This window comes from Bradyrhizobium sp. USDA 4473 (assembly GCF_054063335.1).
In genome coordinates this window covers 310125-335781 of sequence record NZ_JBSSGE010000001.1, presented here as the reverse complement: position 1 = coordinate 335781, position 25657 = coordinate 310125, and the positions used below count along the sequence as shown (strand labels likewise).

25 protein-coding genes and 1 pseudogene are annotated in these 25657 nt (G+C 65.4%); 4 read left to right on the top strand and 22 right to left on the bottom strand.

Annotated features, from left to right (window positions below):
* Nucleotides 1-6: 6 nt before the first annotated feature.
* Nucleotides 7-561, top strand: coding sequence for a 16S rRNA (guanine(966)-N(2))-methyltransferase RsmD (gene rsmD, locus ACVW17_RS01615; protein WP_456796720.1), 555 nt, complete (start codon nucleotides 7-9; stop codon nucleotides 559-561).
* A 63-nt stretch (nucleotides 562-624) separates the two neighbouring features.
* Here rsmD and mutL read toward each other — a convergent pair whose 3' ends face one another.
* Nucleotides 625-2442: a DNA mismatch repair endonuclease MutL gene (mutL, locus tag ACVW17_RS01610; RefSeq protein WP_456796719.1), complete on the bottom strand. Its 1818-nt coding sequence runs from the start codon at nucleotides 2440-2442 to the stop codon at nucleotides 625-627.
* Nucleotides 2443-2674: 232 nt separating this feature from the next.
* On the opposite strand from mutL, the gene ACVW17_RS01605 reads away from it, so the two are divergent.
* Nucleotides 2675-2986 carry a ribbon-helix-helix domain-containing protein gene (locus ACVW17_RS01605; RefSeq protein ID WP_456750158.1) on the top strand — a complete coding sequence of 104 codons (312 nt, stop codon included), beginning with the start codon at nucleotides 2675-2677 and terminating at the stop codon, nucleotides 2984-2986.
* Nucleotides 2987-3057: 71 nt separating this feature from the next.
* Here ACVW17_RS01605 and ACVW17_RS01600 read toward each other — a convergent pair whose 3' ends face one another.
* From ACVW17_RS01600 to ACVW17_RS01585, 4 genes are read right to left on the bottom strand one after another with little or no spacing between them, the layout of a single operon-like run.
* Nucleotides 3058-4626, bottom strand: coding sequence for a GMC family oxidoreductase (locus tag ACVW17_RS01600; RefSeq protein ID WP_456796718.1), 1569 nt, complete (start codon nucleotides 4624-4626; stop codon nucleotides 3058-3060).
* A 12-nt stretch (nucleotides 4627-4638) separates the two neighbouring features.
* Nucleotides 4639-5187 carry a gluconate 2-dehydrogenase subunit 3 family protein gene (locus tag ACVW17_RS01595; RefSeq protein ID WP_456796717.1) on the bottom strand — a complete coding sequence of 183 codons (549 nt, stop codon included), beginning with the start codon at nucleotides 5185-5187 and terminating at the stop codon, nucleotides 4639-4641.
* A gap of 33 nt (nucleotides 5188-5220) precedes the next feature.
* Complete coding sequence (locus ACVW17_RS01590; protein ID WP_456796716.1) at nucleotides 5221-5616, bottom strand: VOC family protein; 396 nt, start codon at nucleotides 5614-5616, stop codon at nucleotides 5221-5223.
* Nucleotides 5617-5937: a c-type cytochrome gene (locus ACVW17_RS01585; protein ID WP_456798921.1), complete on the bottom strand. Its 321-nt coding sequence runs from the start codon at nucleotides 5935-5937 to the stop codon at nucleotides 5617-5619.
* Between the two features lie 387 nt (nucleotides 5938-6324).
* Here ACVW17_RS01585 and ACVW17_RS01580 point away from each other — a divergent pair, with 387 nt between their 5' ends.
* On the top strand, nucleotides 6325-6636 hold the full coding sequence (locus tag ACVW17_RS01580) for a hypothetical protein (RefSeq protein ID WP_456796715.1): 312 nt from the start codon (nucleotides 6325-6327) through the stop codon (nucleotides 6634-6636).
* 51 nt (nucleotides 6637-6687) lie between these two features.
* On the opposite strand, the gene arfB is transcribed toward ACVW17_RS01580, so the two are convergent.
* From arfB to ACVW17_RS01540, 8 genes are all read right to left on the bottom strand, one after another.
* Complete coding sequence (gene arfB, locus ACVW17_RS01575; RefSeq protein ID WP_456796714.1) at nucleotides 6688-7107, bottom strand: alternative ribosome rescue aminoacyl-tRNA hydrolase ArfB; 420 nt, start codon at nucleotides 7105-7107, stop codon at nucleotides 6688-6690.
* A gap of 202 nt (nucleotides 7108-7309) precedes the next feature.
* Nucleotides 7310-8677, bottom strand: a complete 1368-nt coding sequence (locus ACVW17_RS01570; RefSeq protein ID WP_456796713.1) for a M16 family metallopeptidase — start codon at nucleotides 8675-8677, stop codon at nucleotides 7310-7312.
* Nucleotides 8674-10062 carry a M16 family metallopeptidase gene (locus tag ACVW17_RS01565; RefSeq protein WP_456750151.1) on the bottom strand — a complete coding sequence of 463 codons (1389 nt, stop codon included), beginning with the start codon at nucleotides 10060-10062 and terminating at the stop codon, nucleotides 8674-8676. Before ACVW17_RS01565 ends, ACVW17_RS01570 begins: the two co-directional genes overlap by 4 nt.
* Before the next feature lie 155 nt (nucleotides 10063-10217).
* Complete coding sequence (locus tag ACVW17_RS01560; protein ID WP_456796712.1) at nucleotides 10218-10949, bottom strand: hypothetical protein; 732 nt, start codon at nucleotides 10947-10949, stop codon at nucleotides 10218-10220.
* Nucleotides 10950-11049: 100 nt separating this feature from the next.
* Nucleotides 11050-11547, bottom strand: coding sequence for a signal peptidase II (gene lspA, locus ACVW17_RS01555; protein ID WP_456796711.1), 498 nt, complete (start codon nucleotides 11545-11547; stop codon nucleotides 11050-11052).
* Nucleotides 11548-11709: 162 nt separating this feature from the next.
* A complete protein-coding gene (gene ileS, locus ACVW17_RS01550; RefSeq protein WP_456796710.1) occupies nucleotides 11710-14745 on the bottom strand; it encodes an isoleucine--tRNA ligase in 3036 nt (1011 codons plus the stop codon).
* A gap of 389 nt (nucleotides 14746-15134) precedes the next feature.
* Entirely contained in the window at nucleotides 15135-15662 is a 528-nt protein-coding gene (locus ACVW17_RS01545; RefSeq protein ID WP_456756294.1) for a sugar O-acetyltransferase, read from the bottom strand.
* A gap of 17 nt (nucleotides 15663-15679) precedes the next feature.
* Nucleotides 15680-16675 (bottom strand): bifunctional riboflavin kinase/FAD synthetase, encoded by a 996-nt coding sequence (locus ACVW17_RS01540; RefSeq protein ID WP_456750147.1) that lies wholly within the window; start codon nucleotides 16673-16675, stop codon nucleotides 15680-15682.
* Nucleotides 16676-16888: 213 nt separating this feature from the next.
* Between ACVW17_RS01540 and ACVW17_RS01535 the strand changes: the two genes are divergently transcribed.
* Nucleotides 16889-17284 carry a response regulator gene (locus tag ACVW17_RS01535; RefSeq protein ID WP_050402761.1) on the top strand — a complete coding sequence of 132 codons (396 nt, stop codon included), beginning with the start codon at nucleotides 16889-16891 and terminating at the stop codon, nucleotides 17282-17284.
* Between the two features lie 511 nt (nucleotides 17285-17795).
* On the opposite strand, the gene ACVW17_RS01530 is transcribed toward ACVW17_RS01535, so the two are convergent.
* The 9 genes and pseudogenes from ACVW17_RS01530 to uvrC all read right to left on the bottom strand — a co-directional run bounded on the left by ACVW17_RS01530 (nucleotide 17796) and on the right by uvrC (nucleotide 25597).
* Nucleotides 17796-18194, bottom strand: coding sequence for a helix-turn-helix domain-containing protein (locus tag ACVW17_RS01530; RefSeq protein ID WP_456796709.1), 399 nt, complete (start codon nucleotides 18192-18194; stop codon nucleotides 17796-17798).
* A 268-nt stretch (nucleotides 18195-18462) separates the two neighbouring features.
* Entirely contained in the window at nucleotides 18463-19317 is an 855-nt protein-coding gene (locus tag ACVW17_RS01525; protein WP_456750146.1) for a TIGR01459 family HAD-type hydrolase, read from the bottom strand.
* Between the two features lie 114 nt (nucleotides 19318-19431).
* On the bottom strand, nucleotides 19432-20844 hold the full coding sequence (locus ACVW17_RS01520) for an EAL domain-containing protein (RefSeq protein WP_456750145.1): 1413 nt from the start codon (nucleotides 20842-20844) through the stop codon (nucleotides 19432-19434).
* Nucleotides 20845-20997: 153 nt separating this feature from the next.
* On the bottom strand, nucleotides 20998-21249 hold the full coding sequence (locus tag ACVW17_RS01515) for a hypothetical protein (protein WP_456796708.1): 252 nt from the start codon (nucleotides 21247-21249) through the stop codon (nucleotides 20998-21000).
* A gap of 25 nt (nucleotides 21250-21274) precedes the next feature.
* Nucleotides 21275-21958: pseudogene (prmB, locus tag ACVW17_RS01510) on the bottom strand (50S ribosomal protein L3 N(5)-glutamine methyltransferase); the annotation flags it as partial.
* Nucleotides 21958-22425, bottom strand: a complete 468-nt coding sequence (locus ACVW17_RS01505) for a molybdenum cofactor biosynthesis protein MoaE (RefSeq protein ID WP_456750143.1) — start codon at nucleotides 22423-22425, stop codon at nucleotides 21958-21960. The gene ACVW17_RS01505 and the pseudogene prmB, both read right to left, overlap by 1 nt.
* A gap of 8 nt (nucleotides 22426-22433) precedes the next feature.
* A complete protein-coding gene (gene moaD, locus ACVW17_RS01500) occupies nucleotides 22434-22685 on the bottom strand; it encodes a molybdopterin converting factor subunit 1 (RefSeq protein ID WP_456750142.1) in 252 nt (83 codons plus the stop codon).
* The gene (pgsA, locus tag ACVW17_RS01495) at nucleotides 22682-23296 is read right to left on the bottom strand and encodes a CDP-diacylglycerol--glycerol-3-phosphate 3-phosphatidyltransferase (protein ID WP_194458636.1); all 615 of its coding nucleotides are present in this window, start codon (nucleotides 23294-23296) and stop codon (nucleotides 22682-22684) included. Before pgsA ends, moaD begins: the two co-directional genes overlap by 4 nt.
* 192 nt (nucleotides 23297-23488) lie before the next feature.
* A complete protein-coding gene (gene uvrC / locus ACVW17_RS01490) occupies nucleotides 23489-25597 on the bottom strand; it encodes an excinuclease ABC subunit UvrC (protein WP_456750141.1) in 2109 nt (702 codons plus the stop codon).
* Nucleotides 25598-25657 lie beyond the last annotated feature (60 nt).

The following is a 25657-nucleotide window of genomic DNA, read 5'->3' as shown; positions in this document are numbered from 1 at the left end:
CGGTCGATGCGCGTCGTCGGGGGCAGGCTGAAGGGCCGCAATCTCGCCTCGCCCTCGGGCCGCGAGATCAGGCCGACCGCGGACCGCCTGCGCGAGTCCGTGTTCAACATCCTCGTGCACGCCTACGACAATCCGATTGAGGACGCGCGCGTGCTCGATCTGTTTGCCGGCACCGGCGCACTCGGCATCGAGGCGGTTTCCCGCGGCGCCAGGTTCACGCTGTTCGTCGACAATGGCGCCGAGGCGCGCGCCTTGCTGCGCAACAATGTCGAGTCGCTCGGCCTCGGCGGCACCACCAAGGTCTATCGCCGCGACGCCACCGATCTCGGGCCGGCGCATCCGGTCGAGCCGTTCTCGCTGGTGTTTCTCGATCCGCCCTATGGCAAGGGCCTCGCCGAGAAGGCGCTCGCCTCGCTGCGCGACGGCGGCTGGCTGACGCCTGGCGCCCTGCTGGTGGTGGAGGAAGCGAAGGCCGCTTCATTCGCGGCGCCCGAGGGCTTCGAGGAGCTCGAGCGGCGCGCCTATGACGACACCGAGTTCGTATTCTTGCGCAAAGCGTAACGTTGCCGCTTGTTATGCCGTCATCACCCGCGAAGCCAGGCGATGACCGCTGAGTAAGGGGACTTATCTCCGCCCGAACAGCTTCTCGATATCGCTCAGCTTCAGCTCGACATAGGTCGGACGGCCGTGGTTGCACTGGCCGGAGTTCGGGGTGTCTTCCATCTCGCGCAGCAGCGCGTTCATCTCTTCCGGCTTGAGGCGCCTGCCGGCGCGGACCGAGCCGTGGCAGGCCATGGTGGCGGCGACGTGCATCAGCCGGCGCTCCAGCGGCAGCGCCTCGTCCCATTCGGCCATGTGCTCGGCGAGATCGCGCAACAGGCCGGCGGCATTGGTCTTGCCGAGCAGCGAGGGCGTCTCGCGCACCGCGACTGCGCCGGGGCCGAAGGACTCGATCGCGAGCCCGAACGAGGCCAGTTCCTCGGCGCGGTCGAGCAGTTTCTCGACGGTCGCCTCATCGAGCTCGACGATCTCGGGGATCAAGAGGATCTGCCGCTGCACGCCGTTCTTCGCCAGCGAGGCCTTCAGTCTCTCATAGACGATGCGCTCATGCGCCGCGTGCTGGTCGACCACGATGAGGCCGTCGCGGGTCTGCGAGACGATATAGGTCTCGTGGATCTGGGTGCGCGCCGCCCCGAGCGGACGGTCGAGCAGGTCGGGCGCGGGTGCCGCCTCGAAGCGCACATCGGCGGTCGGCGTGCCGACGTCGAAGGCAGTCTGTCCGGGCTCGGCGAAGGCCGCTGCCGCCGCGCCGTCGAAACCGCGCATCGGATTAACCGGATAGGACGGCGAGCTGCGCCAATCCCAATTGCCCGGGCGCGGCGGCGTGAAGGCGGGACGGAAGGCCTGCAACGTCGCGCCGTCGGCGGTGTTGGCCGCGGTGCGCCGGCCCTCGCGTGCGAGGCCTTCCTTCAGCGCATGCACGATCAGGGCGCGCACCAGGCCGGCATTGCGGAAGCGCACCTCGGTCTTGGCCGGATGCACATTGGCGTCGACCTCTTGCGGGTCGCAGGTCACGAACAGCGCCACCACGGGATGGCGGTCGCGCGGCAGATAGTCGGAATAGGCCGCGCGCACCGCGCCGAGGATCAGCTTGTCGCGCACCGGGCGGCCGTTGACGAACAGATATTGCCCGAGCGCATTGGCGCGGGTCAGCGACGGCGCGGCGGCAAAGCCCTCGACCACGACGCCCTCGCGCTCGGCGCGCACCTCGATCGCGCTGGCGCGGAAATCCGCGCCGAGGATGTCGCCGAGCCGGGTCAGCCGGCCGGCCGCGCCGGGCAGGGCGGCGGCCCAGGTCACCGGCGCGCGCTCCTCGCCGGCCAGCGTGAAGGCGATGTCGGGACGCGACATGCCGAGGCGCCGCACCACTTCGCGGATCGCCTCCGCCTCGGTGCGGTCGGTCTTGAGGAATTTCAGCCGTGCCGGTGTCGCGTAGAACAGTTCGTTGACCTCGACTCGGGTGCCCTGGCCGAGCGCGGCCGGCATGATCTCCGACTTCTCGCCGCCCTCGACCGACAGCGACCAGGCATGCGGCTCGCTGGCATGCCGCGTGGTGATGCCGAGTTTTGCCACTGCGCCGATCGACGGCAGCGCCTCGCCGCGGAACCCGAGGGTGCGGATGCGCAGCAGGTCTTCGTCGTCGAGCTTGGAGGTGGCGTGGCGGTCGACCGCGAGCGCGAGGTCTGATCGCGTCATGCCGCCGCCGTCGTCGGTGATGCCGATCCGGCGCCGCCCGCCGCCATCGGTGAAGACGTCGATCCGGCTGGCGCCGGCGTCGATCGCGTTCTCGACCAGCTCCTTGACCACGCTCGCGGGGCGTTCGACCACCTCGCCGGCGGCGATGCGGTTGACGAGCTGTTCGGGAAGCTGGCGGACGGGCATGGATTGCGCGATTGGACGGGGCTCGAGGGCTTTGCGCCATTCTAATCGGCCCGCCGGCCAAATGCATGGGGCGACCCGCTCATCGCGGCCTTTAGCTGGGGATGGAGGCGGCCTATCGCCTTGAAGACGCTCACCTTCGCGTGTGTGCGCGCTACATCCTACGTGGCGATTGTGGGGCCTCCCGCGCGGGTATATCGTTTAGAAAAATCATAATTCGATCGGGAGGATAGCCATGTGCCATTTGTTCTCGCACCAGCCGCAGCGAAACTACGAATCGCAGACCCGGTCACTGCGGATCGGCGGCCATTGCACCTCGATCCGGCTGGAGATGTCGTTCTGGGACACGCTGGAGGAGATCGCGGCGAAAGAGGGGATGAGCGTCGCCAAGTTCGTCACCACGCTGTATGGCGAGGTCCTCAACCACCACGGCGAGGTCAACAATTTCGCATCGCTGTTGCGCTGCTGCTGTCTGATCTATCGCTCGCAGAGCACGGCTTCGGCTCCCGCATTCCAGGGCCAGCCCATCCTCGACGCCGCCGAATAGGCTTTCGGATTCATTACACAAAAAGGCAACGGCCTTGTCCTGGCGGGACAAGGCCGTTCGAGTTTGAGGGATCATATCTCCTTGCGCTGCATCGCGCCGGCGATGTGGTCGGCCTGCCGGATCGCCAGCGACACGATGGTCAGCGTCGGGTTGCACGCCGCGCCTGACGTGAACTGGCTGCCGTCGGAGACGAACAGGTTCTTGATGTCGTGGCTCTGGCCGAACTTGTTGACCACGCCGTCGCGCGGCTTCTCGCTCATCCGGTTGGTGCCCATGTTGTGGGTCGAGGGGTAGGGCGGCGTCGGATAGGTCACGGTGGCGCCGACCGCCTCATAGACCGCGGCGCCCTGCTTGTAGGCGTGGTCGCGCATCGCGATGTCGTTCGGATGATCGTCGAAATGCACGCTGGCGACCGGCATGCCGAACTTGTCCTTGATGGTCGGATCCAGCGTGACGCGGTTGGTCTCCTGCGGCATGTCCTCGCCGACCAGCCACATGCCGGCCATCCGCGGATAGCCTTCCATCGCGCTGGTGAAGCTGCGGCCCCAGGCGCCGGGATTGAGGAACGCCGCCATGAAGGGCAGGCCGAGCGACAGCGTCTCCATCTCGTAGCCGCCGACGAAGCCGCGCTTCGGGTTGTTGGCGGCCTCGTCGCGGATGATGCCGGCCATCGTGGTGCCGCGATACATGTGCACCGATTTCTCGAAGCTCGCATAGACGCTGCCGGTCATGTGTCGCATGTAATTGCGGCCGACCTGGCCGGATGAGTTGGCGAGGCCGTCCGGGAACATGCTGGAGGCGCTGTTGAGCAGCAGCCGCGGGCTCTCGATCGAGTTGCCGGCGACCGCGACGACGCGCGCCTTCTGCCGCTGCATCGCGCCGGTCGCATCGGCATAGACCACGCCGGTGACCTTGCCGGATTGGTCGTGCTCGATCTTGATCACCATGCTGCCGGGGCGCACTTCGAGATTGCCGGTGGCTTCGCCCTTCGGGATCTCGGTGTAGAGCGTCGACCATTTGGCGCCCGACTTGCAGCCCTGGAAGCAGAAGCCGATCTGCTGGCAGGAGCCGCGGCCGTCGCGCGGCTCGCTGTTGATCGCCATCCGCCCGGTGTGCACTTCCTTGTAGCCGAGCTTCTTGGCGCCGGCTTCCAGCACCTTGAAATTGTTGTTGCCGGGCAGTCCGGGGATGCCGTTGGTGCGGGTGACGCCCATCTTGTCCTCGGCCTTGGCGTACCACGGCTCCATCTCGGCGAGCGTGATCGGCCAGTCCAGCAGGTTCGCGCCGGGGATGTTGCCGTAAGCCGACTTGATCTTGAACTCGTGCTCGTCGAAGCGCAGCGAGGCGCCGGCCCAGTGCACGGTGGAGCCGCCGACCGCCTTGACGATCCAGGCCGGAATGTTGGGGAAATCCTTGTGAACGCGCCAGCTTCCGGACGTCGTACGCATGTCCGACCAGGCGAGCTGGCCGAAGCTGTCCCATTCATCGTTGATGAAATCCTGGTTCTCGATGCGCGGACCGGCTTCCAGGATCACGACCTTGACGCCCTTCTGCGCCAGTTCGTTGCCGAGCGTTCCGCCGCCGGCGCCGGAGCCGACGATCACGACAACCCCGCTGTCATTCAGATCGAATTTTGCCATTGTACCCTCCCCTCAGGCCTTCGGCAGCCAGTCGATATCGGCGAAGCCGCGCTTGATGTAGCCGCCATGCTCGGCGGAGGAGCCCTCGTAGCCGAACCGCGGCCAGACCTCCTTGTTGTTGTAGAGCGAGGCGATCAGATCGCCGCGGATCTTCTGGAAGAACGCGCTCTCCTCGATCCGTTGCAGCAGCGCGACGCGATCGTTTTCCCAGGCAACCTGCACGTAGGGCATCTTGTGGCGGTCGTTGGCCTCCTGATCGAGCCGCGCGACGCCGTCATTGATCAGCGATTTGACGGCCGGATCCTTGGCCGCCTTGTCATCCCACGGCTTCACCGCGGTGATGTAGTAGCTGTCGCCGAGGAAATCGTGCGGATAGATGTCGCGCGCCATCTTCAGCAAGGTCTTCATCGTCGCCGGCGTCAGCGTGCCAGCCTCATCGGCCCACGCATCGGTGATGCCAAGCCCGGTCGATGTCGCGATCGCGACTGCGGGCGCGGTGGCGGCGGCGCCCTTGAGAAACACACGCCGGTCATATTTGCTGCGTCGATCGATTTCTCTCATTGGTTTCCTCCATAGACATTTTTTGTAATTGGATCAGCCGAACCGCCCGCCGCGCTGGATCACCTCGATCTTGTAGCCGTCGGGATCTGCGACGAAGAAGAAGCGCGCCAGCGTCTTGCCGTCGTGCTTGAAGTCCCGCAGCGGCCCGGGCGACAGCTTCTCCTGCTCGAAGCGCGCGTGCTCGGCGTCGACGTCGTCGACGACGACAGCGAGATGGCCGTAGCCGTCGCCGAGCGCATAGGGCTCCTTGCGATCGAAATTGACCGTGAGCTCGACCTCGAACGGCGAGGACGGATGCCGCAGATAGATCAGCGCAAAGTCTGGAAAGCGCAGATTGTCCGCGATCTCGAGGCCGAACGCGCGATGATAGAAGTCCAGCGCCTTGGCCTCGTCGAACACGCGGATCATCGAATGCACGGGCTTTGCCATTCAGTTCAATTCCTTCAGATAGGCGATGATCATGGCGCGGGTTTCCGGCTTGGCTTGCCGATAGGCCATCACGGCGCCGGGGATCACCTCTTGCGGATTGGTCAGCCAGGCATCGAGCCTGGCGTCGTCCCAGACGAAATCGGCCTTGGCGAAGCCGGCGGAATATTTGAAACCGTCAGCCTGGCCGGCATGGCGGCCGACGACCTTGTAGAGCGACGGTCCTTGCCGTACCGGATCCGACGCATTTGACGTGTGGCAGGTCGCGCATTGCTGCTTGAACAGCGTCGCCCCATCGGGCGGTTTGGCGGCGGGCAGCGGCATCTGCGCATTCGCGATTTGCACTGCAAGCATTGCGCTGCAAAATCCCAGCGCCATCGTCCATCCTGCACGCAGCTTTGTCATATGCATCACCGCCTTTGTGCGATGACTGTAGGAGGCCGACATCGGCCGTTGGTAGTAGCGGGCTGTTTCACAGCAGAACAAAGCTGGGCGATGATCTGGCGCGGAACCGTTGGTTGCCGCATATGCGGACGACAAATCCGCAAAATGACCGCGAAATCCCTGCACGATCACCACACGACGCAGCTTGCATTGCGTGTGCGCCGTTTGCGGAATTCAGTCTCGCGCGATGGGGTCTTGGGTCGGCGCTGCAAACGGCGCGCACCTGCGCCGCTCCGTCCATCGTCAATCACAGTCCAGGAGAAATGGATGACGTTTGCAAAAACCAGCGTGCTCGCCCTTGCCATCTCGGCCGCGATGGCCGGTTCGGTCCTGGCACAGGGAACGGCCACCCCGAATACCCAGCTTCGCGGCGGCGCAGCGGGCAGCGGCACCATCCAGCAGGGTGGCGGCATGTCCGGCAGCGGCGATGAGGAGATGGCGGCCCAGCCGACCTCGCCGAGCCAGAAGAGCGGTGCCACAGCCAAGTCGGGCAGCAAGGGAACGGTCGGCAGCAGCGGCCACGCGACGTCACCGAAATCCGGTGGTTCCGAGATGGCGCCGGGAGCGAAGAAGTACTGAGCGTTTTCGGATTCCGGATGCAGCGCCGCGTATGCGCTGCATCCGCAGTCCTTAGTCGTCGAAACGGCGGGTGCCGCGGCCGGCCTTGATGTCGCTGCGGCGCTTCTTGCCTTCGAGCCGGCGCTGCTTGGAGCCGAGCGTCGGCCTGGTCGGCCGCCGCGGTGTCGGCCGCACCATCGCTTCCTTCAGCATTTCGAGCAGCCGCTCGATCGCATCGGCGCGGTTGCGCTCCTGGGTGCGAAACCGGAACGCCTGGATCACGATCACGCCGTCCTTGGTCATGCGGCTGCCGGCGAGCCGCGCCAGCCGCTGCGCCGCGTCCGGCGGCAGCGCGATCTTCGTCGTGTCGAAGCGGAGCTGCGCCGCGGTCGAGACCTTGTTGACGTTCTGTCCGCCCGGGCCGGAGGCGCGGACGAAGACAACCTCAATGTCGTTCTCGTCGATCGTAAGGTCGCGGGACACCCGCAGCATGACGTCACCCGGTGGAGGGAAGAATCGGCAGGCCGCAGGATAGCGGGTTTGTGCCGGGCGTGCTTGCGCTGCGTGGATGCAGCGTTGGTTGGGGCTGCGGTCGGCGTGCGCGGCTTACCCCTCTCCTCCCCCCTTGCGGCGGAGGGTGGGGAGAGGGGTGGCCACAACGGTGGTGCGAAGAAGTGGGCGCGCCGAGAGCGCGTTAGTTGGCTGCCTTCGGCGGTGCCGACACGGGCTGCGCGGCGGCTTGCGGGGCGCGGCCAACGATTACGGTGAGCAGGCCATCGCCCCAGAGCTTCTTGGACACCCGCTTGACGTCGTCGAGCGTCACCGCATCGACGATGGCGCTGCGCTTCTCGATGTAGTCGATCGGCAGCTTGTCGAGCTGGTATTGCAGCATCGCCTGCGCGAGCTTTGAGGAGGTGTCGAGCGCCAGCATCTGCGAGCCCTTCAAATAGGACTTCGCCTCGTCGAGCTCCTGCTGGGTCGGACCTTGTTCGGCGATCCGGCGCACCTCCGCATCGATCGCATCGACGGTCTCGCCGGCGCGGTCGGCGCGGGTGCCAGTGTTGCCGATGAACAGCGCGGAGTGGTCCATCCAGACCAGCGCTTCATAGACCGAATAGGCCAGCCCGCGCTTCTCGCGCACTTCCTTGTAGAGCCGCGACGACAGCCCGCCGCCGCCGAGAATGTGGTTCACCACATAGGCCGCCATGAAATCCGGGTCGTGCCTGGCGATGCCGGGGCCACCGAAGGTGACGACGGTCTGCGGCACGTCGAGCGGCACGAAGGCGCGCTGCGGCGGCTTGGTCGCCACGACATCGGCGATCGGCGTCAATTCGGCCTTCGCCGGCAGGGCGCCGAAGGTCTTGTCCAAGAGCTTGCCGAGCGTATCGGGATCGACGCCGCCGACCACCGCGATGCGCAGCGTGTCCTTGGCGATGATGCGGCCTGTATAGTCCTTCAGGTCCGATATCTCGATGGTCGGCACGCTTTCCAGCGTGCCGGTGGCCGTCCGGGCATAGGGATGATCGCCGAAGGCGAGCTCGAGGAACTTGCGGCCGGCCAGCGAGGACGGATTGGTCGATTCGCGGCGCAGGTTCGAGATCACCTGGGCGCGGATGCGCTCGACGTCCTTCGGCTCGAAGTGCGGCGAGGTCAGCGCCATCCGCAGCAGGTCGTAGGCTTCGTCCTTGTTGTCCTTGAGCATGCGCAGCGAGCCGCGGAATTGATCGCGGTTCGACTGGAAGCTGAGCTCGATGGCGCGGCGCTCGAGCCGCTCATGATAGGTCTTGGAATCGAGATCGCCGGAGCCCTCGTCGAGCAGGTCGGCGACCAGATTGCCGACGCCGGGCTTGCCGGGCGGATCCTGGCTGGCGCCGCCGCTGAAGGAATATTCCATCGCGATTAGCGGCACGGTCGCATCCTGCACGAACCACGCCTCGATGCCGCCGGGCGAGACCAGCCGCTGGATCTTGGCCGCGGCCTGCGAGGGTGCCGATGTCAGCGCCAGCAGCGCGGCGCTGGCGCCGCCGATCAGCGCCGCACGGCGGGTGAGGGAATAGGTCACGAGCGCTTCTCCTCGCGTTTCGGCGCAGTATCCTTGATCAGATAGCCGGTCACCGACCGCTTCTTGTCGAGCCAGGTGGCGGCAGCGGTGCGCACCTGATCGGCGGTGACGGCGCGAATCCGGTCCGGCCAGTTCCTGATGTCGTCGATGCTGAGCCCGGTGGTCAGCGCGCCGCCATACCAGCGCGCCAAGGTTGCCTGGTTGTCCTGGGCGTAGATCGCTTCCGCAATCAGCTGGGTCTTCACCCGCTCGAGATCCTCGGCGCGCGCCGGGTTCTGCGCGAGATCGGCGATCACCTTGTCGACCGCGTCCTCGATCTGCGCGAACTCGACGCCGGGCTTCGGCGTCACCGAGATCGAGAATTGCGACGGATCGAGCGCGGTGCCCTGGTAGCCGGCGCCGGCCGAGATCGCGAGGCCCTTGTCGATCACCAGCGTGCGATAGAGGTAGGAGTTGGCGCCGCCGCCCATCAATTGCGCGAGCACATCGAGCGCCTGGCTCTCGCCGGCTGCCGCCGTCGTCGCCGAGGGCACCAGATAATAGCGGCGCAGGCTCGGCTGTTCGACGCGCGGATCCGACAGCGTCACGGTGCGCGGCGCGGCCGGCGTCGGCTCCTGCGGCCGGACGCGCTTCTCGGCAATCGCCTTCTGCGCCGGGATCGGGCCGAAATTCTTCTCGACCAGCGGGCGGATATCCTTGACGTCGACGTCGCCGGCGATGACCAGGATCGCGTTGTTCGGCGCGTAGAAGCGGCGGTAGAAAGCGAGCGCATCCTCGCGGTCGAGCTTCTCGATCTCCTGGTGCCAGCCGATCACCGGCCGGCCGTAGGGATGGTTGAGATAGAGCGCGGCCATGATCTGTTCGGTCAGCCGCGCATCCGGGTTGTTGGCGACCCGCATGTTGTATTCCTCGAGCACGACGTCGCGCTCGGGCAGCACGTTCTCGTCCTTGAGGATCAGGCCGGTCATGCGGTCGGCCTCGAACTCCATCATGGTCGGCAACTGCTCGCGCGGCACGCGCTGGAAGTAGCCGGTGTAGTCGTTGGAGGTGAAGGCGTTCTCGTTGCCGCCGACCCGCAGCACGGTCTGCGAGAACTCGCCGGCCGGGTGCTTCGACGTGCCCTTGAACATCAGATGCTCGAGGAAGTGTGCGAGGCCCGATTTGCCAGGCGTCTCGTCGGCGGAGCCGACCTTGTACCAGATCATCTGCGTCACGACGGGCGTGCGGTGATCGGGGATCACCACGACCTGCAGGCCGTTGTCGAGCGTGAAGCTGGCGGGACGTTCCGAGGTGACGGTGGTCTGGGCGCGGAGGCTGGCGCCCGACAGCGGGATGGTTGAAACAAATGCGGCGGCGAGCAGGGCAATCGATCGGCGAGAGCGCATCATGATCCTTGTGAAAGCCCGGCCATACGGTCGGGGCGCGAAAGCAAGCCATCGTACACGGTCGTGCCCGTGCCGGTCGTCACGAAGCGGAGAAAGCCGCGTCCCTTCGCATTAAGCTTTGCTCATGTCAGGCTCCGCCGAGGCGGGCCACGCCATCACTGGAGCGGCTTGCCGGTCATCACGTCGTATTGGCCTTCTTGCCCCTTCGGCATCATCGGTCCGGTGCCATAGGCGAAGCCCGACGAGGGCGTCTGATAGCCGGGCGGCGGTTCGGTCAGGGATTCGCGGGTCGGCTCGCCCTTGAACGGCTTGGACTCGCTGCTGTTGCCCTTGAACATGCCGAGCAGGCCGCCGGTGTAGCCGAGCTGGTTCGGCATCAGCGACGGATTCGTGTTTCCGCCGGGCTCGAGCGGCTCCTTGCGGCCGTCGGTGGCCGTCTGCTGCTTGCGGCCGGCCTCGATCTCGGCCGGGGTCAACGCCACCGCCGACTGCCACGGCTCCTTCTTGACTTCCTTCTTGCGCGCGGCAATCGCAGCCTTGCGTGCGGCGATATCCGGGTCCTTCGGCCAGTTCGGCGCATTGACCTGGGTGGCCGAGGAGGGCGGCGGCAGATCGAGCTTCGGCGGCACAACCAGCGGCGAGCGCTCGCGGTAATCGATGCCCTTGCTGGCCGCGCTCTTGGCGCCGAGCCCGGTCATCAGATTGTCGACGATCCGCTCTTCGAAGGTCAGGCCGTCATCGCCGTCGTCGTCATCGTCGCCGGCGCGCACGGGGCCTGCCGTCATGACCAGGCCGATCCCGGCCGCAACGAACGCCAGGCGCAGGCCGCGCATCAGCGGCAGGCGGGACGTCTCGATCAGGTAACCGCGGGTTTTGGTGTTGCGCATCGCGCTCTTCCCATCTCAAAATTCGCCAAGGCGATCACTGGCTTAGCGCGCAGTTCCGCTGGGTGCGGGTCAACCGCCGACCGGCTCGTATCGGCCGGGATCAGGGCGCTTTTACGGCGGGGGTCCCCAGCACGGAATCATACAATAGGGCTGCCACACCGGCAACGATCGCCACGTCGGCGAGGTTGAAGATGTACCAATTGAAGGTTTTTCCGCCGATCTCGACATGAAACAGGGCAAAATCGACCACTGCGCCATAGGCGAAGCGGTCGACGCCGTTGCCGATGGCGCCGCCGATGATCAGGCCGAGCGAAACTGTCGCAAGCCAGGTCCGCGACCGCGCCATCCAGATCGCCAGCGCGATCACGGCGGCGGCCTTGATCACCATCAGCAGGATCTGGGCGGATGGGGTCTCGCTCTGGAACCAGCCGAAGCTGATGCCGGGATTCCAGGCCAGCACCAGGTCGAAGAACGGCGTCACCCGCACCGGGGCGTGACGCCCGATATCGAGGACATGGAGCAGCCAGAGCTTGGAGGCCTGGTCGGCGATCAACGTTGCGATGGCGGCGATCACGCCCGCGCGGAGCGGAGAGGTCATTGGCTGGCTGCCGCCACAGAGCACTCTGTCGTCCTCGCGAAAGCGGGGATCCATAGCCACCGGCGGATGTTGTTTGAGGGGCTTGGGGTCATCGGTAGCGGTTCACGTCGAAGGCCGGTGGTTATGGGTTCCTGCTTTCGCAGGGACGACGATGGATGGATATCAGGCGCTAACCCCAAGCGCCTTCCATTCGCGCAGCGCTTGCGCGTCGCGCGGCGAGACGTCGGGATATTCGGGATCCTCGCCGACCGTGGGGAGGATCTTCCACGATCGCGCGCATTTGGTGCCGACCGCCTTCTCGACGACGACAGCAACGCCGGGCACCGCATCGAGGCGGAAGGCGCCCGTCGGCGCCTCGCCCTCGCGCACCTCGTAGTTCGAGGTGATGCAGACCTCGGCGAGGTCGATGCCGAACAGCGTGGCCAGCATCTCGCGGTCGGCGACGTAGATCACCGGCGATGCCTCGAGCGAGGAGCCGATCCGCTTGGCGGCGCGCTCGAGCTCCAGCGCGCCGGTGACGACGCGGCGGACGTTGCGGATGGTCTCCCATTTCGCAGCAAGCGCGTCGTCGCGGAACTGCTCGAGACCTTCGGGGAACAGCGTGAGATGCACCGAAGGCTCGGCGTTCGGCCGGTACATCCGCCAGGCTTCGTCTGACGTGAAGCTCAGGATCGGCGCCAGCCATTTCAGGATCGCGTCGCAGAGCAGGTCGATCGTGGTCAGCGCCGCCTTGCGCGCCATCGAGGACGGCGGATCGCAATACAGCGTGTCCTTGCGGATATCGAAATAGAACGCCGACAGCTCCGAGTTCATGAAGGCCGCGAGGCTTGCGACCACGGTCTTGTAGTCGAATGCGGCATAGGCCTGGCGGATGGTCTCGGCATGGCCGGCCAGCTCGTGCAGCATCAGCCGCTCGAGCTCGGGCATCTCGGCAACGGCGACCTTCTCGGTCGGCTTGAAGTGATGCAGCGTGCCGAGCATCCAGCGGATCGAGTTGCGCAGCTTGCGATAGGTCTCGATGGTGTTCTTCAGGATCTCCGGACCGATGCGCTGGTCGTCGGCATAGTCGGTGGCGCAGACCCACAGGCGCAGGATATCCGCACCGGAATCCTTGATCACCTTCTGCGGCTCGACGGTGTTGCCGAGCGATTTCGACATCTTGCGGCCGTTCTCGTCGAGCGTGAACCCGTGGGTCAGCACGATGTCATACGGCGCGCGGCCGCGGGTGCCGGCGCTTTCCAGCAGCGACGAGTGGAACCAGCCGCGATGCTGGTCGGAGCCTTCCAGATACATCACGGTGTCATCGCCGCCATCGATCTTGCGGACGATGTTGCCGAGCGTCGGGAAGTGCTGGCGATCCTCCAGCACGAAGGCGTGCGTGGAGCCGGAATCGAACCAGACGTCGCAGATGTCGTCGACCTTTTTCCAGTTCTCGGACGCGCGATCCCCAAGGAAGCGCTCGCGGGCGCCGTCCATGTACCAGGCGTCGGCGCCTTCCTCCATGAACGCCTCGGTGATGCGCTGGTTGACGACCTCGTCCTGCAGGATCTCTGCCGAGCCGTCGGCATTCTCGCGCACGAACACCGCGATCGGCACGCCCCAGGCGCGTTGCCGCGAGATCACCCAGTCCGGCCGGTTGGCGATCATGCCGTTGATGCGGTTCTCGCCGGCCGGCGGCACCCATTGCGTGACCGAGATCGCGTGCAGCGCGCGGGCGCGCAGCGTGTCGCCCTTCTTCGCATGGCCGTTCTCCGCGATGGGCGTAGCCCCGGGCTTGCCCGGGGCGTCCAAGATGGGTTTATCCATCGCGATGAACCATTGCGGCGTGTTGCGGAAGATCACCGGCTTCTTGGAGCGCCAGGAATGCGGATATTGGTGCTTGAGGCGGCCGCGCGCCAAGAGCTTGCCGGCCTCGACCAGGGCCTTGATCACGGCCTCGTTGGCGTCGCCCTTCTCGCCCTTGTCGTTGAGCACGCGCTTGCCCGTGAAGCCCGGCGCCTGCGCAGTATAGGCGCCGTTCTCGTCGACCGTATAGGGGATCGCGGTCGGAATGCCGCGCGCATCGAGCTCGCGGGTATTGGCCGTCCAGACGTCGAAGTCCTCGCGGCCGTGGCTCGGCGCGGTGTGCACGAAGCCGGTGCCGGTGTCGTCGGTGACATGCTCGCCTGACAGCAGCGGCACGGTGAATTCGTAGCCGCCGCCAAAGCCGCGCAGCGGATGGGCGCATTCCACCGCGTCCAGGGTGTCGCCCGGAATATCGCGCACCTTCTCACAGGAGGTGACGCGCGCCTGCTTGAACACTTCTGCGGCAAGCGCATCGGCGAGGATCAGGAGATCGCCGGTCTTGGCCCAATTGTCGGCGGGCGCATCCGTCACCTTGTAGAGGCCGTAGGCGATCTTCGGCGAGAACGAGATCGCGCGGTTGCCGGGCAGCGTCCACGGCGTGGTGGTCCAGATCACCACCGAGGCATCGGCAAGCGCGCCATGCGCCGGCGAGGTGACCGGGAATTTCACCCAGACCGTATCCGAAGTGTGGTCCTCGTATTCGACCTCGGCTTCGGCGAGCGCGGTCTTCTCGACCACGCTCCACATCACGGGCTTGGAGCCGCGATACAGCGTGCCGTTGGCGGCGAACCTCATCAGCTCGCGGGCGATCTGTGCCTCGGCCGGATAGCTCATGGTCAGGTAGGGGTGGGCCCAGTCGCCGATGATGCCGAGCCGCTTGAACTCCTCGCGCTGCACGTTGATCCAGTGCGTCGCGTAGGCGCGGCATTCCCTGCGGAACGCGACCATCGCGGCGGAATCGCGGAAGTCGGGCTTCTGCTTGCCCTTGGAACGGTAGTTCTCCTCCTCGATCTTCCATTCGATCGGCAGGCCATGGCAGTCCCAGCCCGGCACGTAGTTGGAGTCGAAGCCGAGCATCTGCTGGCTCTTGGTCACGACGTCCTTGAGGATCTTGTTCAGCGCGTGCCCGATATGGATGTTGCCGTTGGCATAGGGCGGGCCGTCATGCAGCACGAATTTGGCGCGGCCCTCCGCTTCCCGGCGCAGCTTGTCGTAGAGGCCGATGTCGTTCCAGTATTTCAGGATTTCCGGCTCGCGCTGGGGCAGGCCGGCGCGCATCGGGAATTCCGTCTGCGGCAGGTAAAGGGTCTTGGAATAGTCGTTAGCGTCGGTCTTTTGCGGCTTGTCGGACATGAAAGCTCTGATTTGGCAGGTGCGGGCGCGGATACGCGATCAATCGCGGGTGAAAACGGCGAAAGTCCCGGTCTTGCGCCGAGCCGTCAGGCTCAGGCGGAAGCCGGGCCGCTAATCGGTATGATGCGCCGCGAAAACATGGGGTTTCCATAGCAGCCGGACGGGGAAATCGCAAAGCCCCGATTGCCCCGCGGCTGTTCCGAGGAGGCGCCCCTTAGCGAGCACCCTTCACCCGTCACCCAGAGGTGCGAGCTCTTGCGAGCCTCGAAGGGTGCACGGCCCCGCTGGTGGCCGTCGACCCTTCGAGGGCCGCTGAAGAAGCGGCCACCTCCAGCGACAAAGGCGAAGCCTTTGCGCGGGGGTGACGGGTCAAGAACCGCATGTGCCCGCTACCCAGCCCGCGGCCGGGCCGGATTGCCGGCCACGACCGCGCCGGGGGCGACGTCCCGGGTCACCACGCTGCCGGCCCCGACCAGGGCGCCGTCGCCGATGGTGACGCCGGGCAGGATGATGGCACCGCCGCCGATCCAGACGTCGCTGCCGATCCGGATCGGGCGGCCGAATTCGAGGCCCGCGCGCCGGGTTTCGGCATCGCGCGGGTGGTCGGCGGTATAGATCTGCACCGCGGGGCCGATCTGAGTGCGATCGCCGATTGTGACCGCGACGACGTCGAGGATCACGCAATTGAAGTTGAGGAACACGCCGTCGCCGAGGCGGATATTCGTGCCGTAGTCGCAGAAGAACGGCGGGCGGATCACGGCATCCTTACCGACGCCTGCGAAGCGCTCGGCGAGCAGCGCATGCAACTCGGCCGCCGAACAGGCGCCCGACGCATTGTAGCGGGCCATCCAGTGTTCCGCCGCGGTATGGTCGGCGGCGAGCTCCGCATCCGGGCGATACAGCTCGCCCGCCAGCATTTTCTCTTTCTCTGTCTTCAACCAATCACTCCGAGCTGCGGGAACGCGTCCGGCGCGGCGGCGAGAAGCGCGCGCGCCTTGGCGCTGTCGTCATCCATCTGGCGTATCAACGCCTCGATGGTGTCGAATTTCAGCTCTTCGCGAATGAAACCGATGAATGCGACATCGAGGACCGTGTCGTAGAGATCGCCCTTGAAATCGAACAGGAACACTTCGAGCAGCGGCGCACCGTTGTCGAACGTCGGACGGCGCCCGAAGCTTGCGACGCCGTCGAACCGCACCTTGTCGTTCTCCTTGTCCTCACCTTGGGCCTTGCCGACCCGCACCGCATAGATGCCGTGCTTGAGGCCGCAATGCTTGTCGAGGCGGATGTTGGCGGTGGGATAGCCGAGGTCGCGGCCGCGCTTCTCGCCATGGATCACCTTGCCGGTGACGAACCATGGCCCGCCCAGCATCGTGGTGGCATCGCTGACCTGGCCTTCGGCGAGTGCCATGCGGATGGCGCTGGAGGAGACCGGGCGCTCCTCGATGTCGACATGGGCCTGCACGTCGACCTCGATGCCGAGCCGCGGCGCTTCGCTGACCAAGAGGCTCGGCGAGCCGACCCGGCCCTTGCCGAAATGGAAGTCGTAGCCGACGGCAATGCCGCTGATGCCGAGCCGTGCGATCAGATCATGGTGAATGAAATCCTGCGCCGTGGTCCCGGCGCGCGCCTTGTCGAAGGTCATCACCACGGCACCGGCGAGCCCGGTGGCTGCGAGCAGGCGCAGCTTGTTGGTCTCGTCCGTGAGACGGAATTGCGGAGTGTTCGGGCTGAAGAAGCTGCGCGGATGCGGCTCGAAGGTCACGGCGAGCGCGGGCACGCCGCGCGCTCTGCCCATCGCCAGCGCCGCGCCGATCACGGCGCGGTGACCGAGATGGACGCCATCGAAATTTCCCATCGCGACCACGGCGCCCTTCGGAATGGCGCTTTCGGGCGTGGTGTCGCGGATAACTGTAAAGCCGGTGCTCATGTCAGGTGTTCTTCAAGGATTCTTAAGCATGATTGGTGCGCGGCGGACCGTGACGCGGCGGCCGCGTGGAAGTCAAGCTTAGCGAAAATCGCGTCAAATCCGTAACAATCCGGGTTCAGCCGGTTAACGCGCTGTTTAACGCCTGCTGTTAGTCGTTGGCGGAAAGCTGCGTTCGTGCAGAAGCCAAGTTGCGTCAGTGTTTTGGGGGAAAAGATGGCGGTTGATTTGTCCATGCCGGTTCTGGTGGTTGATGATTACAGCACCATGATCCGCATCATCCGGAATCTTCTCAAGCAGCTTGGATTCGAGAACATCGACGACGCCTCCGACGGCTCCGCGGCACTCAACAAGATGCGCAGCAAGAAGTATGGCCTGGTGATTTCCGACTGGAATATGGAGCCGATGACCGGCTACGATCTGCTCAAGGAAGTCCGCGCCGATCCCAATCTCGCGACCACGCCCTTCATCATGATCACGGCGGAATCCAAGACCGAGAACGTGATCGCGGCCAAGAAGGCCGGCGTGAACAACTACATCGTCAAGCCGTTCAACGCCGCCACGCTGAAGACCAAGATCGAGGCGGTCTTCCCCGATATGGCGACGGCGTAAGACGCGCGTCCATCGTCGCATCAACTGAAATTTACGTCATGCCCGGGCTCGTCCCGGGCATTTTGCGCCTTTGGGGGTCGCCGGCTTCGCACTGGAACGTTGACTGACAACACCGCATGTTGCCGGCACGACAAAACCCCGAGTGATCACCAAAACCCGCACAGGCTACGAGATTTTCGTAAAGTAGGACAGCCGCCGCCATTTGGTCGCCTTCGCTGGCTCGCCTAAGCAGGCAACGAGCCATGCCAAGGACGCCGAAGTTGAGTACGGCATAAGGAAGCCCAAGAAGGGTCCGAAGCGTAAGAAGTGCCTGCTAAGCGCCTAGAGAGCCCAAGCGGCTCATCGATATCGATACCGGCGACGTTCCTGAGTGCGCTCATACCGCTGAGGAGCAGGGAAAGGCCGGCGGCGAGAGCGCTTTGGAAAATGGATGGGACGGCGCAGGCAGAAAGCCAATCTGCCAAAAAGACGGAAGGCAATCACCGAGTTCGCTGCCAAATCAATGGCGGGGCTAGACTAAGCTTCCGAATCCTTCGTTCGCATGTTTTTTGCCGTTACGACAAATGACATGACCGGCAGCGGAGGAGAGGCGGGCCTCTTTCGACACATGACCGATCTCCCAACGTCCTTCGCTTCTTTGGTGCGGGACGGAAGCAGGGTCGCTGCGATGCGAGGCAATTTTCGGCTCCACCTTCACACCCAAGGCGTGAAAGAGACGTGCGAACGTCTTAACGCTGGGATTCGCTTCAGCACTCAAGATTTGAGAAAGGCGCGCCTTGCTAATCCCAGTCCGTTTGGCCAGTTCGGTCTTCGAAACGCCCTTCGCATTAAGAACGTCTTGCACAAGGAACTGAAAATCGATGAGGAGGTCCTCTTCGGCTTCCACAAAATCGATGATTTCCTGGCTCATGTCGTTCTTCCTCTTTAGTCCCGATATTCGATCAATTGGGCGATGTCATCAGCGGCCAGCTTCAGGAGCTGCTGATTTGCCTTATCGCTTTTCTTGGATGGATCTGAGCGCACGCCCACGAAGCAGCGTTTCCCAGCGACCGTAAGAATCCCCCCATAACCGCGTTCGTTACTCGCGGAAGCAGCCCCTCACCCCAACCCTCTAAGAGCGAGCTTCGCTCGTCTCGACCCCGTGAAGAACGGGGAGAGGGAGCGCAGAGAGTTCGCCGTTACCACTTCAGTTCGCGCATCAGCGCCCGCGGCGGATGGCCGAACAATTCCTTGATCGAGGCCGCATCGAGCTGCTCGATACCCTCGAACTGTTCGGAATGGATGCCGCGGGTGACGAACAGAAGGTCGATGCCGAAGTTGTGGGCGCCGGTGAGGTCGGTGCGCACGGAATCGCCGATCGCCAGCACGCGGCCGAGTTCGGTCGGATGGCCGCGGTGCTCGGTGGCCAGCGCCATGGCGCGCTCGTAGATCGGCCGGTGCGGCTTGCCGTAGAAGATCACCTCGCCGCCGAGCTCGCGATAGAGTTCGGCGACCGCGCCGGCACAGTAGATCAGCCGGTCGCCGCGCTCGACCACGATATCAGGATTGGCGCAGACCAACGTCAGCTTGCGCGCGAGCGCCTTCATCAGCGTGTCGCGATAGTCCTCGGCGGACTCGGTCTCGTCGTCGAACAGGCCGGTGCAGATGATGTAGTCGGCCTGCTCGAGCGGCACCATGGTGGCGTCGAGGCCGCGATGGATCGAGCTGTCGCGCTCCGGACCGATCCAGAAGATCTTCTGGCCGGGATGGTCAGCCACGAAATGCCGCGTCAGGTCGCCCGAGGAGACGATCGCGTCATAGGTCTCGTCCGCGACGCCGAGCTTGCGCAGCTGGCGCTGCACGGAATCGGCCGGGCGCGGCGCGTTGGTGATCAGGATGACGGTGCCGCCCTGCTTGCGGAAGGTGTGCAGGGCCTCGCAGGCCTCGGGAAAGGATTCGAGACCGTTGTGCACGACGCCCCAGATGTCCGACAGCACGACGTCGACGTCGCCAGTGAGGTCGCGCAGCCGCTCCACGAAACGCAGTGAATTCATGACGCGATCCGCCGGCTCGAGCCGCCGTTCCGATCAAATCGGAACGGCGCTCGCGACTCTTGCTTTGACGTGTTTTCTTTACGCGAACCGGCGCCCACTTCGCTCGAAAACGCTCTAATTCGGGCCGAGCGCGCGGCGCGCCAGTGCGGCGCTGCCGGTTGCGCGCGGCGGCGCTGCGGGGCTGGAGACGGATGCGGATGTGCTGGCGCCATTAAGGTCCTGGGGGTTGGCCTGCGGAGCCTCGGCGGTAGCAGATGCCCCCTCCGGCCGCAACGGCCGCGGCGGCGCGAACAGGAAGCCCTGGCCGAACCGGACATCGTAGTCGAGCAGATCGACCACCGAACGCTCGCCCTCGATCCGTTCCGCGATCAGGTCGATGCCGTAGCGGCCGAGCAGGTCGGAAAGGTCGGACGGATGGATATCCGACGTCGCGCCCCGGTCGGCGTCGAGCAGCAGCGTCGCCGGCACCTTGATGAAGCGGACGCCGCGGTCGGCGAGCTCGCGCGGCTCGAGGCGGAGGTCGCTGACATGGTCGATCGAGAAGCGGAAGCCGCGCTGCGCCAGCGCCGCGAGGTTCTCGCTTTCGACCGGACCGAGATGGCGGAAGGTCGCCTGCTTGAACTCGAGCACGAAGGACGGCGCCAGCGCGCGGTTGGCTTCGAGGAAGTCGAGGCATTGGCTGAAGTGCGCCGGGCTCGCGAGCGTCGACGCCGAGACGTTGCAGAACACGCCGACATCCTTGCTGCGGATCATCAGGCGGCGCAGCACCTGGACGCAGCGGAGCATCACCATGTGGTCGATACGGCCGATCAGGCCGGCAGCCTCGGCGGCCTCGATGAAATCGTCGGCCGCAAGCACCTGGTCGCGCTCGTCGCGCAGCCGCGTCACTGCCTCGTAATAGCGCACCTTGCGCTGCGGCAGCGTCACCATCGGCTGCAGGTAGATGTCGAGGCGGTTGGCGTCGATCGCCTGCTTGATCGCGCCGACCAGCTGGCTCTGGGTGCGCGAGATCGCCGGCGCAGGCGCGGGGGGCGGTGCCGGCGCAAACACCGCGGTCGGAGCCGGCGCGGCCGGTTGCAGCAGATCGTCGCGCGGCGCGGCGACCGGCTGCACTGCCGGGCCTGCCGCCAGGAGATCCTCATGATGGGCGACGGATGCCGCGAGCTGCCGCACCAGGCCGCCGAGTTCGCTGATCTCGCCGGCCATGCCCTGCATCCGGTCGGCGCCGGTGGAGTTGGCCGAGGCGACCCGGCCTTCGACCGCGGCCAGCCGGCGGCCGAATTCGGCGACCTGGCGGGCGAGGTCGGCGGTGCCGCGCGACAGATCCGCGATCTGGCCGCCGACATCGCTGCGGTCTCGCAACCGCATCGAGACTGCATTGTAGAGGATCAGGCAGGTGAGGGCGGTGAGCGCCACGATCGCCGATTCCGATCCGCTGATGCCCGCCACCGAATACAGCACGAAGCCGAGCGAGGCTGCGACCAGCACCATGCAGATGGCGATGAAGATCGTCGAAATGCGAATCATGTCGCGCGCCCGCGCCCTCTCTCCGAACGTCCCCGGAGCGCGACCTTAGCACCATTGTTGATTCGACGGGCGAGCGATCTTCGGAACCGGCTGGAACTGCACACGATTTTCGCCCCACCCAGATCGGGCTCCGTCGATCAACGGAGTCAGCGGTCAGAGGTCGGCGGCGGCGATCCAGAACACCTCGCCCTCGGAGTCCTCGGTGTCGAGCCAGAGCAGCGGCAAATTGGGGTAGGCGGCCTCGAGATTGTCGCGGCCGCGGCCGATCTCGCAGAGCAGACCGCCCTGCGGCGTGAGGTGTTGCCTGGCCTGATCGAGCAGGCGGCGGACGATATCGAGCCCGTCGGCGCCGCCGTCGAATGCGATCTTCGGCTCGGCGCGGCATTCGCGCGGCAGCGCCGCCATGCCGTCGGCATCGACATAGGGTGGGTTTCGAAATGATCAGGTCGTAGCGCTTGGCGCCGAGCGGCTTGAACAGGTCGCCGCGGTAGAGCGTCAGGCGATCGTCGAGGCCGTGATCGGCGACGTTGCGCGCGGCGACTTCGAGCGCATCCTTTGAAATATCCACGGCGTCGACCGCGGCATTGGGAAAATGCCGAGCGGCCAGGATCGCAAGGCAGCCGGAGCCGGTGCAGAGGTCGAGCACGCTGTCGACGTCGGCGGGATCGCCGATCAGCGAGGTGCCGTCCTCGTCGCCGCCGAAATGCGAGTCCAGCAATTCGCCGATGAAGGAGCGCGGCACGATGGTGCGCTCGTCGACATAGAACGGCAGGCCCCGCATATAGACCTTGTTGACGAGATAGGCGGCCGGCTTCCGCGTTGTGATCCGCCGCTCGATCAGGTCGAGAATCTGCTTGCCTTCAGCGAGGGTGACGCGCGCGGTGGCAAAATTCTCGAACTGGTCGGGATGCAGATGCAGCGTCTCGCAGATCAGGAACGCGGCTTCGGCGACCGGATCGGTGGTGCCGTGCGCGAATACGAGCTTGGCGGCGTTGAAGCGGCTCACCGCGTAGCGCAGGAAATCGAACAGGGTATGAAGCTCGCCGGCGCCGACCTTCGGAGGTTTGGGCGCGGCTGGGCTGCGCCTGGCCGGCGCTTTGCTGCGCTTGGCCATCAGGATTTGGTCCAGCGCGCGGCGGCCGCGTCGTCATGGTCGCGCGCTTCGATCCAGCTGGCGCCGCGCGCGCTTTCCTCGCGCTTCCAGAACGGCGCGTTGGTCTTCAGATAGTCCATCAGGAACTCGGCTGCCTCGAACGCGGCCTGCCGGTGCGCCGAGGCGGTCACGACCAGCACGATGTTCTCGCCCGGCGCGATGCGGCCGAAGCGATGGACGACGGTGAGGCCCTGCAACGGCCAGCGCGCCAGTGCCTCGTCGGCATGGCGCGCGATCTCGGCTTCCGCCATGCCTGGATAGTGCTCGAGCGTCAGTGCCGCGATCGGCTCACCCTGTTCGCTGCCGCGGCAGATGCCGCTGAAGCTGACCACCGCGCCGACATCGGTGCGGCCCTTGCTCAAGGCCGCAATCTCCTGTGCGACGTCGAAGTCGGCTTGCTGGATGCGAATGGTCGCTGTGACAGTCATTGGAAGATTTAACCGCCGGTCATCGGCGGGAAGAACGCGATCTCGCGCGCGCCGGAGATCGCCGCATCCGCCTTGACGTGGGCATGGTCGATTGCAGCGCGGATCACCGTAGGCTTCTCGAACGCGTAGGCGTAGGCGTCGTCGCGCGCAGCAAGCCAGCCGATCAGCTCGCCGATGGTGCGCACCTCGGCCGGCGGCTCGACGATCTCCTCGGCCTTGCCGATCCGTTCACGCACCCAGGCGAAATATTTCAGCTTCATCCCTCATCCTCCTTGATGAGGTGGTGGATGCCGGCGCGGAAGTAATCCCAGCCGGTGTAGATCGTGAAGATCGCCGACATCCACAGCAGCACGATGCCGATCAACGTGGTGGCCGGGAACACCTGCTCGCCCGCCTCGCCGGCGATCAAAAAGCCGATCGCCACGAGCTGGATCGTCGTCTTCCATTTCGCAAGCTTGGTGACGGGCACGCTGACGCGGAGCCCCGCGAGATATTCGCGCAGGCCCGAGACCAGGATCTCGCGGCACAGGATCACGATCGCGGCCCACAGCGTCCAGCCATGGATCGAATTGTCGGCGGCCAGCATCAAGAGGCTGGAGGCGACCAAGAGCTTGTCGGCGATCGGGTCGAGCATCCGGCCGAATGCGGACTGCTGGTCCCACATCCGGGCGTAATAGCCGTCGAGATAGTCGGTGATCCCCGCCGCAATGAACACGGCCAGCGCCACCCAGCGCAGCCACAACGGGCCGTCCAGGATCGACTGCCAATAGACGCAGCCAATCACCACCGGAATGGCGGCGATCCGGGCGTAGGTCAGGATATTCGGGAGGGACAGGGTCTTGGTCTGTCCCCGGGTCGTGGCGATGTTCATCCGTTCTACCAATACCGCTGAAGCGAGAAGGTCAACCGTGCGGGCGCCAAAGCGCGGCGAGATTACGCGGAATCATCATGGCGCCTTAGCTCGTTGTTTAAGCATGATCTTTTCGTAACATTGCCGCACGCTTTGCCGCATCATGCCCTAGATGCCCCGTCGCAGGCGACGCCCTGATGACTCGCCTTTGGTTTAACCCGGCTGGGCGTGGAAAAACTCGAAAATCTTGCGGGCGCTCTCGGCGCTGACGCCGGGAACCTTGCCGAGGTCGGCGATCGAGGCCCGCTCGATCTCCTTGAGCGTTCCGAAGTGGTGCAGCAAGGCACGTTTGCGCGACGGGCCGATGCCCGGGATCTCCTGCAAGCCGGCCTCGCGGATGTCCTTCTTGCGCAGCTTGCGGTGCGAGCCGATCACGAAGCGATGGGCCTCATCGCGCAGCCGCTGGATGAAATACAGCACCGGATCGCGCGGCTCCAGCTTGATGGCCTCTCGGTCCGGCATGAACAGGGTTTCGCGACCGGCATCGCGCTCCGGTCCCTTGGCCACCGCCATCAGCGAGACCTGGGTCAGCCCGAGGGTCTCGAAGATCTCCCGGACCGCGTTGAGCTGGCCGCGGCCGCCATCGATGATCACGAGGTCGGGCCATTGCGGGAACGAGTCGTCGTCCGTCTTGTCGCTTTCCCTGGCCTTGGCAGCGTCCTTGGCGGCATCGCCCTCCGGCGGCTTCACGAGCCGCTTGAAGCGGCGCTCCAGCACCTCGCGCATCATCCCGTAATCGTCGCCGGGCGTCAGGCCCTCGGACTTGATGTTGAACTTGCGGTACTGGTTCTTCATGAAGCCGTCGGGTCCGGCCACGATCATCGCGCCGACTGCGTTCGTGCCCTGGATGTGGCTGTTGTCGTAGACCTCGATGCGCTTCGGCGTGCGCGGCAGGCCGAGCGTGGTGACCATGCCCTCCAGCAGCCGGCTCTGGGTTGCGGTGTCGGCGAGCTTGCGGCCGAGCGCCTCGCGCGCATTGGTCAGCGCGTGGCCGATCAGCTCCTTCTTCTCGCCGCGCTTGGGCACGGAGACCTCGACCTTGGATCCGGCCTTCACCGACAGCGCGTCGGCGAGCAGCGCGCTCTCCTCGATCTCGTGCGACAGCAGGATCAGCTTCGGCGGCGGCTTGTCGTCGTAGAATTGCGCGAGGAACGACGACAGCACCTCCTCCGGCGTAAAACTCTTCTCGGCCTTCGGGAAATAGGCGCGGTTGCCCCAGTTCTGGCCGGTGCGGAAGAAGAACACCTCGACGCAGGAATAGCCGCCTTCCTGGTGGATCGCGAACACGTCGGCCTCTTCGACCGTACGCGGATTGATGCCCTGCTGCGACTGGATCGCCGACAGCGCCGCGAGGCGGTCACGGTACAATGCCGCGGTCTCGAACTCGAGCTCGCCGGAGGCCTTCTCCATCTCGGCCGCGAGCAACTCCTTCACCGCGTGGCTGCGGCCGGAGAGGAACTCGGTCGCTTCGCGCACCAGCTCGCTATAGCCGGGAAAATCGATCTCGCGCGTGCAGGGGCCGGCGCAGCGCTTGATCTGATAGAGCAGGCAGGGCCGGGTGCGGCTCTCGAAGAAGCCGTCGGTGCAGGAGCGGATCAGGAAGGCGCGTTGCAGTGCCGTGATCGTGCGATTGACCGCGCCGGCATTGGCGAACGGGCCGAAATAGCGGCCGGGCCTGGACTGCGCGCCGCGATGCTTGAGGATCTGCGGCGCCCAATGGTCGCCCGAGATCAGGATATAGGGAAACGACTTGTCGTCGCGCAGCTGCACATTGAAGCGCGGGCGGAGCTGCTTGATCAGATTGGCTTCGAGCAGCAGCGCCTCGGTCTCGGTCATGGTCGAGACGATCTCGACATGGGTGGTCGCCGCGATCATGCGCAGGATGCGCGCCGGCAACGGCGCATTGGCGCGCGCATAGGACGATAGCCGCTTTTTGACGTTCTTCGCCTTGCCGACGTAGAGCACGTCATTGGCGGCATTGAGCATGCGGTAGACGCCGGGCGAAGTCGGGGCGAGGCGCACCGCGTTCTCGATCGCGGCGTGCCCGACCGACAGGGTTCCCTCGGCGACCGCCTCGACGGTGTCCTCGGACGCCTCGGGCAGGCGCGCGTCATCCTCCTCCTCGGCGGCGGAGGTTTCGGGATCGACGTCGCTGGTGTCGAGCGTCAGGTCGTCCTGCGGCAGATCGGACTTTGAACCGCGCCGTGGCTTGTCGGCAGCTTTGGAGGTCGGCGCCGGGCGCTCGGGAGAATCGTGAACCATGGGCCGTAAACTAAGCGCTTGGGGGACCGCTCGCCAGCGTTGGCGGCATCGGAAAACAGC

What these genes read in the sequence shown, in the direction of transcription:
- rsmD (WP_456796720.1), top strand. Translation starts at nt 7, where the DNA reads ATGCGCGTCGTCGGGGGCAGGCTGAAGGGCCGCAATCTCGCCTCGCCC.
- mutL (WP_456796719.1), bottom strand. Translation starts at nt 2,442, where the DNA reads ATGCCCGTCCGCCAGCTTCCCGAACAGCTCGTCAACCGCATCGCCGCC.
- ACVW17_RS01605 (WP_456750158.1), top strand. Translation starts at nt 2,675, where the DNA reads ATGTGCCATTTGTTCTCGCACCAGCCGCAGCGAAACTACGAATCGCAG.
- ACVW17_RS01600 (WP_456796718.1), bottom strand. Translation starts at nt 4,626, where the DNA reads ATGGCAAAATTCGATCTGAATGACAGCGGGGTTGTCGTGATCGTCGGC.
- ACVW17_RS01595 (WP_456796717.1), bottom strand. Translation starts at nt 5,187, where the DNA reads ATGAGAGAAATCGATCGACGCAGCAAATATGACCGGCGTGTGTTTCTC.
- ACVW17_RS01590 (WP_456796716.1), bottom strand. Translation starts at nt 5,616, where the DNA reads ATGGCAAAGCCCGTGCATTCGATGATCCGCGTGTTCGACGAGGCCAAG.
- ACVW17_RS01585 (WP_456798921.1), bottom strand. Translation starts at nt 5,937, where the DNA reads ATGCCGCTGCCCGCCGCCAAACCGCCCGATGGGGCGACGCTGTTCAAG.
- ACVW17_RS01580 (WP_456796715.1), top strand. Translation starts at nt 6,325, where the DNA reads ATGACGTTTGCAAAAACCAGCGTGCTCGCCCTTGCCATCTCGGCCGCG.
- arfB (WP_456796714.1), bottom strand. Translation starts at nt 7,107, where the DNA reads ATGCTGCGGGTGTCCCGCGACCTTACGATCGACGAGAACGACATTGAG.
- ACVW17_RS01565 (WP_456750151.1), bottom strand. Translation starts at nt 10,062, where the DNA reads ATGCGCTCTCGCCGATCGATTGCCCTGCTCGCCGCCGCATTTGTTTCA.
- ACVW17_RS01560 (WP_456796712.1), bottom strand. Translation starts at nt 10,949, where the DNA reads ATGCGCAACACCAAAACCCGCGGTTACCTGATCGAGACGTCCCGCCTG.
- lspA (WP_456796711.1), bottom strand. Translation starts at nt 11,547, where the DNA reads ATGACCTCTCCGCTCCGCGCGGGCGTGATCGCCGCCATCGCAACGTTG.
- ileS (WP_456796710.1), bottom strand. Translation starts at nt 14,745, where the DNA reads ATGTCCGACAAGCCGCAAAAGACCGACGCTAACGACTATTCCAAGACC.
- ACVW17_RS01545 (WP_456756294.1), bottom strand. Translation starts at nt 15,662, where the DNA reads ATGCTGGCGGGCGAGCTGTATCGCCCGGATGCGGAGCTCGCCGCCGAC.
- ACVW17_RS01540 (WP_456750147.1), bottom strand. Translation starts at nt 16,675, where the DNA reads ATGAGCACCGGCTTTACAGTTATCCGCGACACCACGCCCGAAAGCGCC.
- ACVW17_RS01535 (WP_050402761.1), top strand. Translation starts at nt 16,889, where the DNA reads ATGGCGGTTGATTTGTCCATGCCGGTTCTGGTGGTTGATGATTACAGC.
- ACVW17_RS01530 (WP_456796709.1), bottom strand. Translation starts at nt 18,194, where the DNA reads ATGAGCCAGGAAATCATCGATTTTGTGGAAGCCGAAGAGGACCTCCTC.
- ACVW17_RS01525 (WP_456750146.1), bottom strand. Translation starts at nt 19,317, where the DNA reads ATGAATTCACTGCGTTTCGTGGAGCGGCTGCGCGACCTCACTGGCGAC.
- ACVW17_RS01520 (WP_456750145.1), bottom strand. Translation starts at nt 20,844, where the DNA reads ATGATTCGCATTTCGACGATCTTCATCGCCATCTGCATGGTGCTGGTC.
- ACVW17_RS01515 (WP_456796708.1), bottom strand. Translation starts at nt 21,249, where the DNA reads ATGGCGGCGCTGCCGCGCGAATGCCGCGCCGAGCCGAAGATCGCATTC.
- ACVW17_RS01505 (WP_456750143.1), bottom strand. Translation starts at nt 22,425, where the DNA reads ATGACTGTCACAGCGACCATTCGCATCCAGCAAGCCGACTTCGACGTC.
- moaD (WP_456750142.1), bottom strand. Translation starts at nt 22,685, where the DNA reads ATGAAGCTGAAATATTTCGCCTGGGTGCGTGAACGGATCGGCAAGGCC.
- pgsA (WP_194458636.1), bottom strand. Translation starts at nt 23,296, where the DNA reads ATGAACATCGCCACGACCCGGGGACAGACCAAGACCCTGTCCCTCCCG.
- uvrC (WP_456750141.1), bottom strand. Translation starts at nt 25,597, where the DNA reads ATGGTTCACGATTCTCCCGAGCGCCCGGCGCCGACCTCCAAAGCTGCC.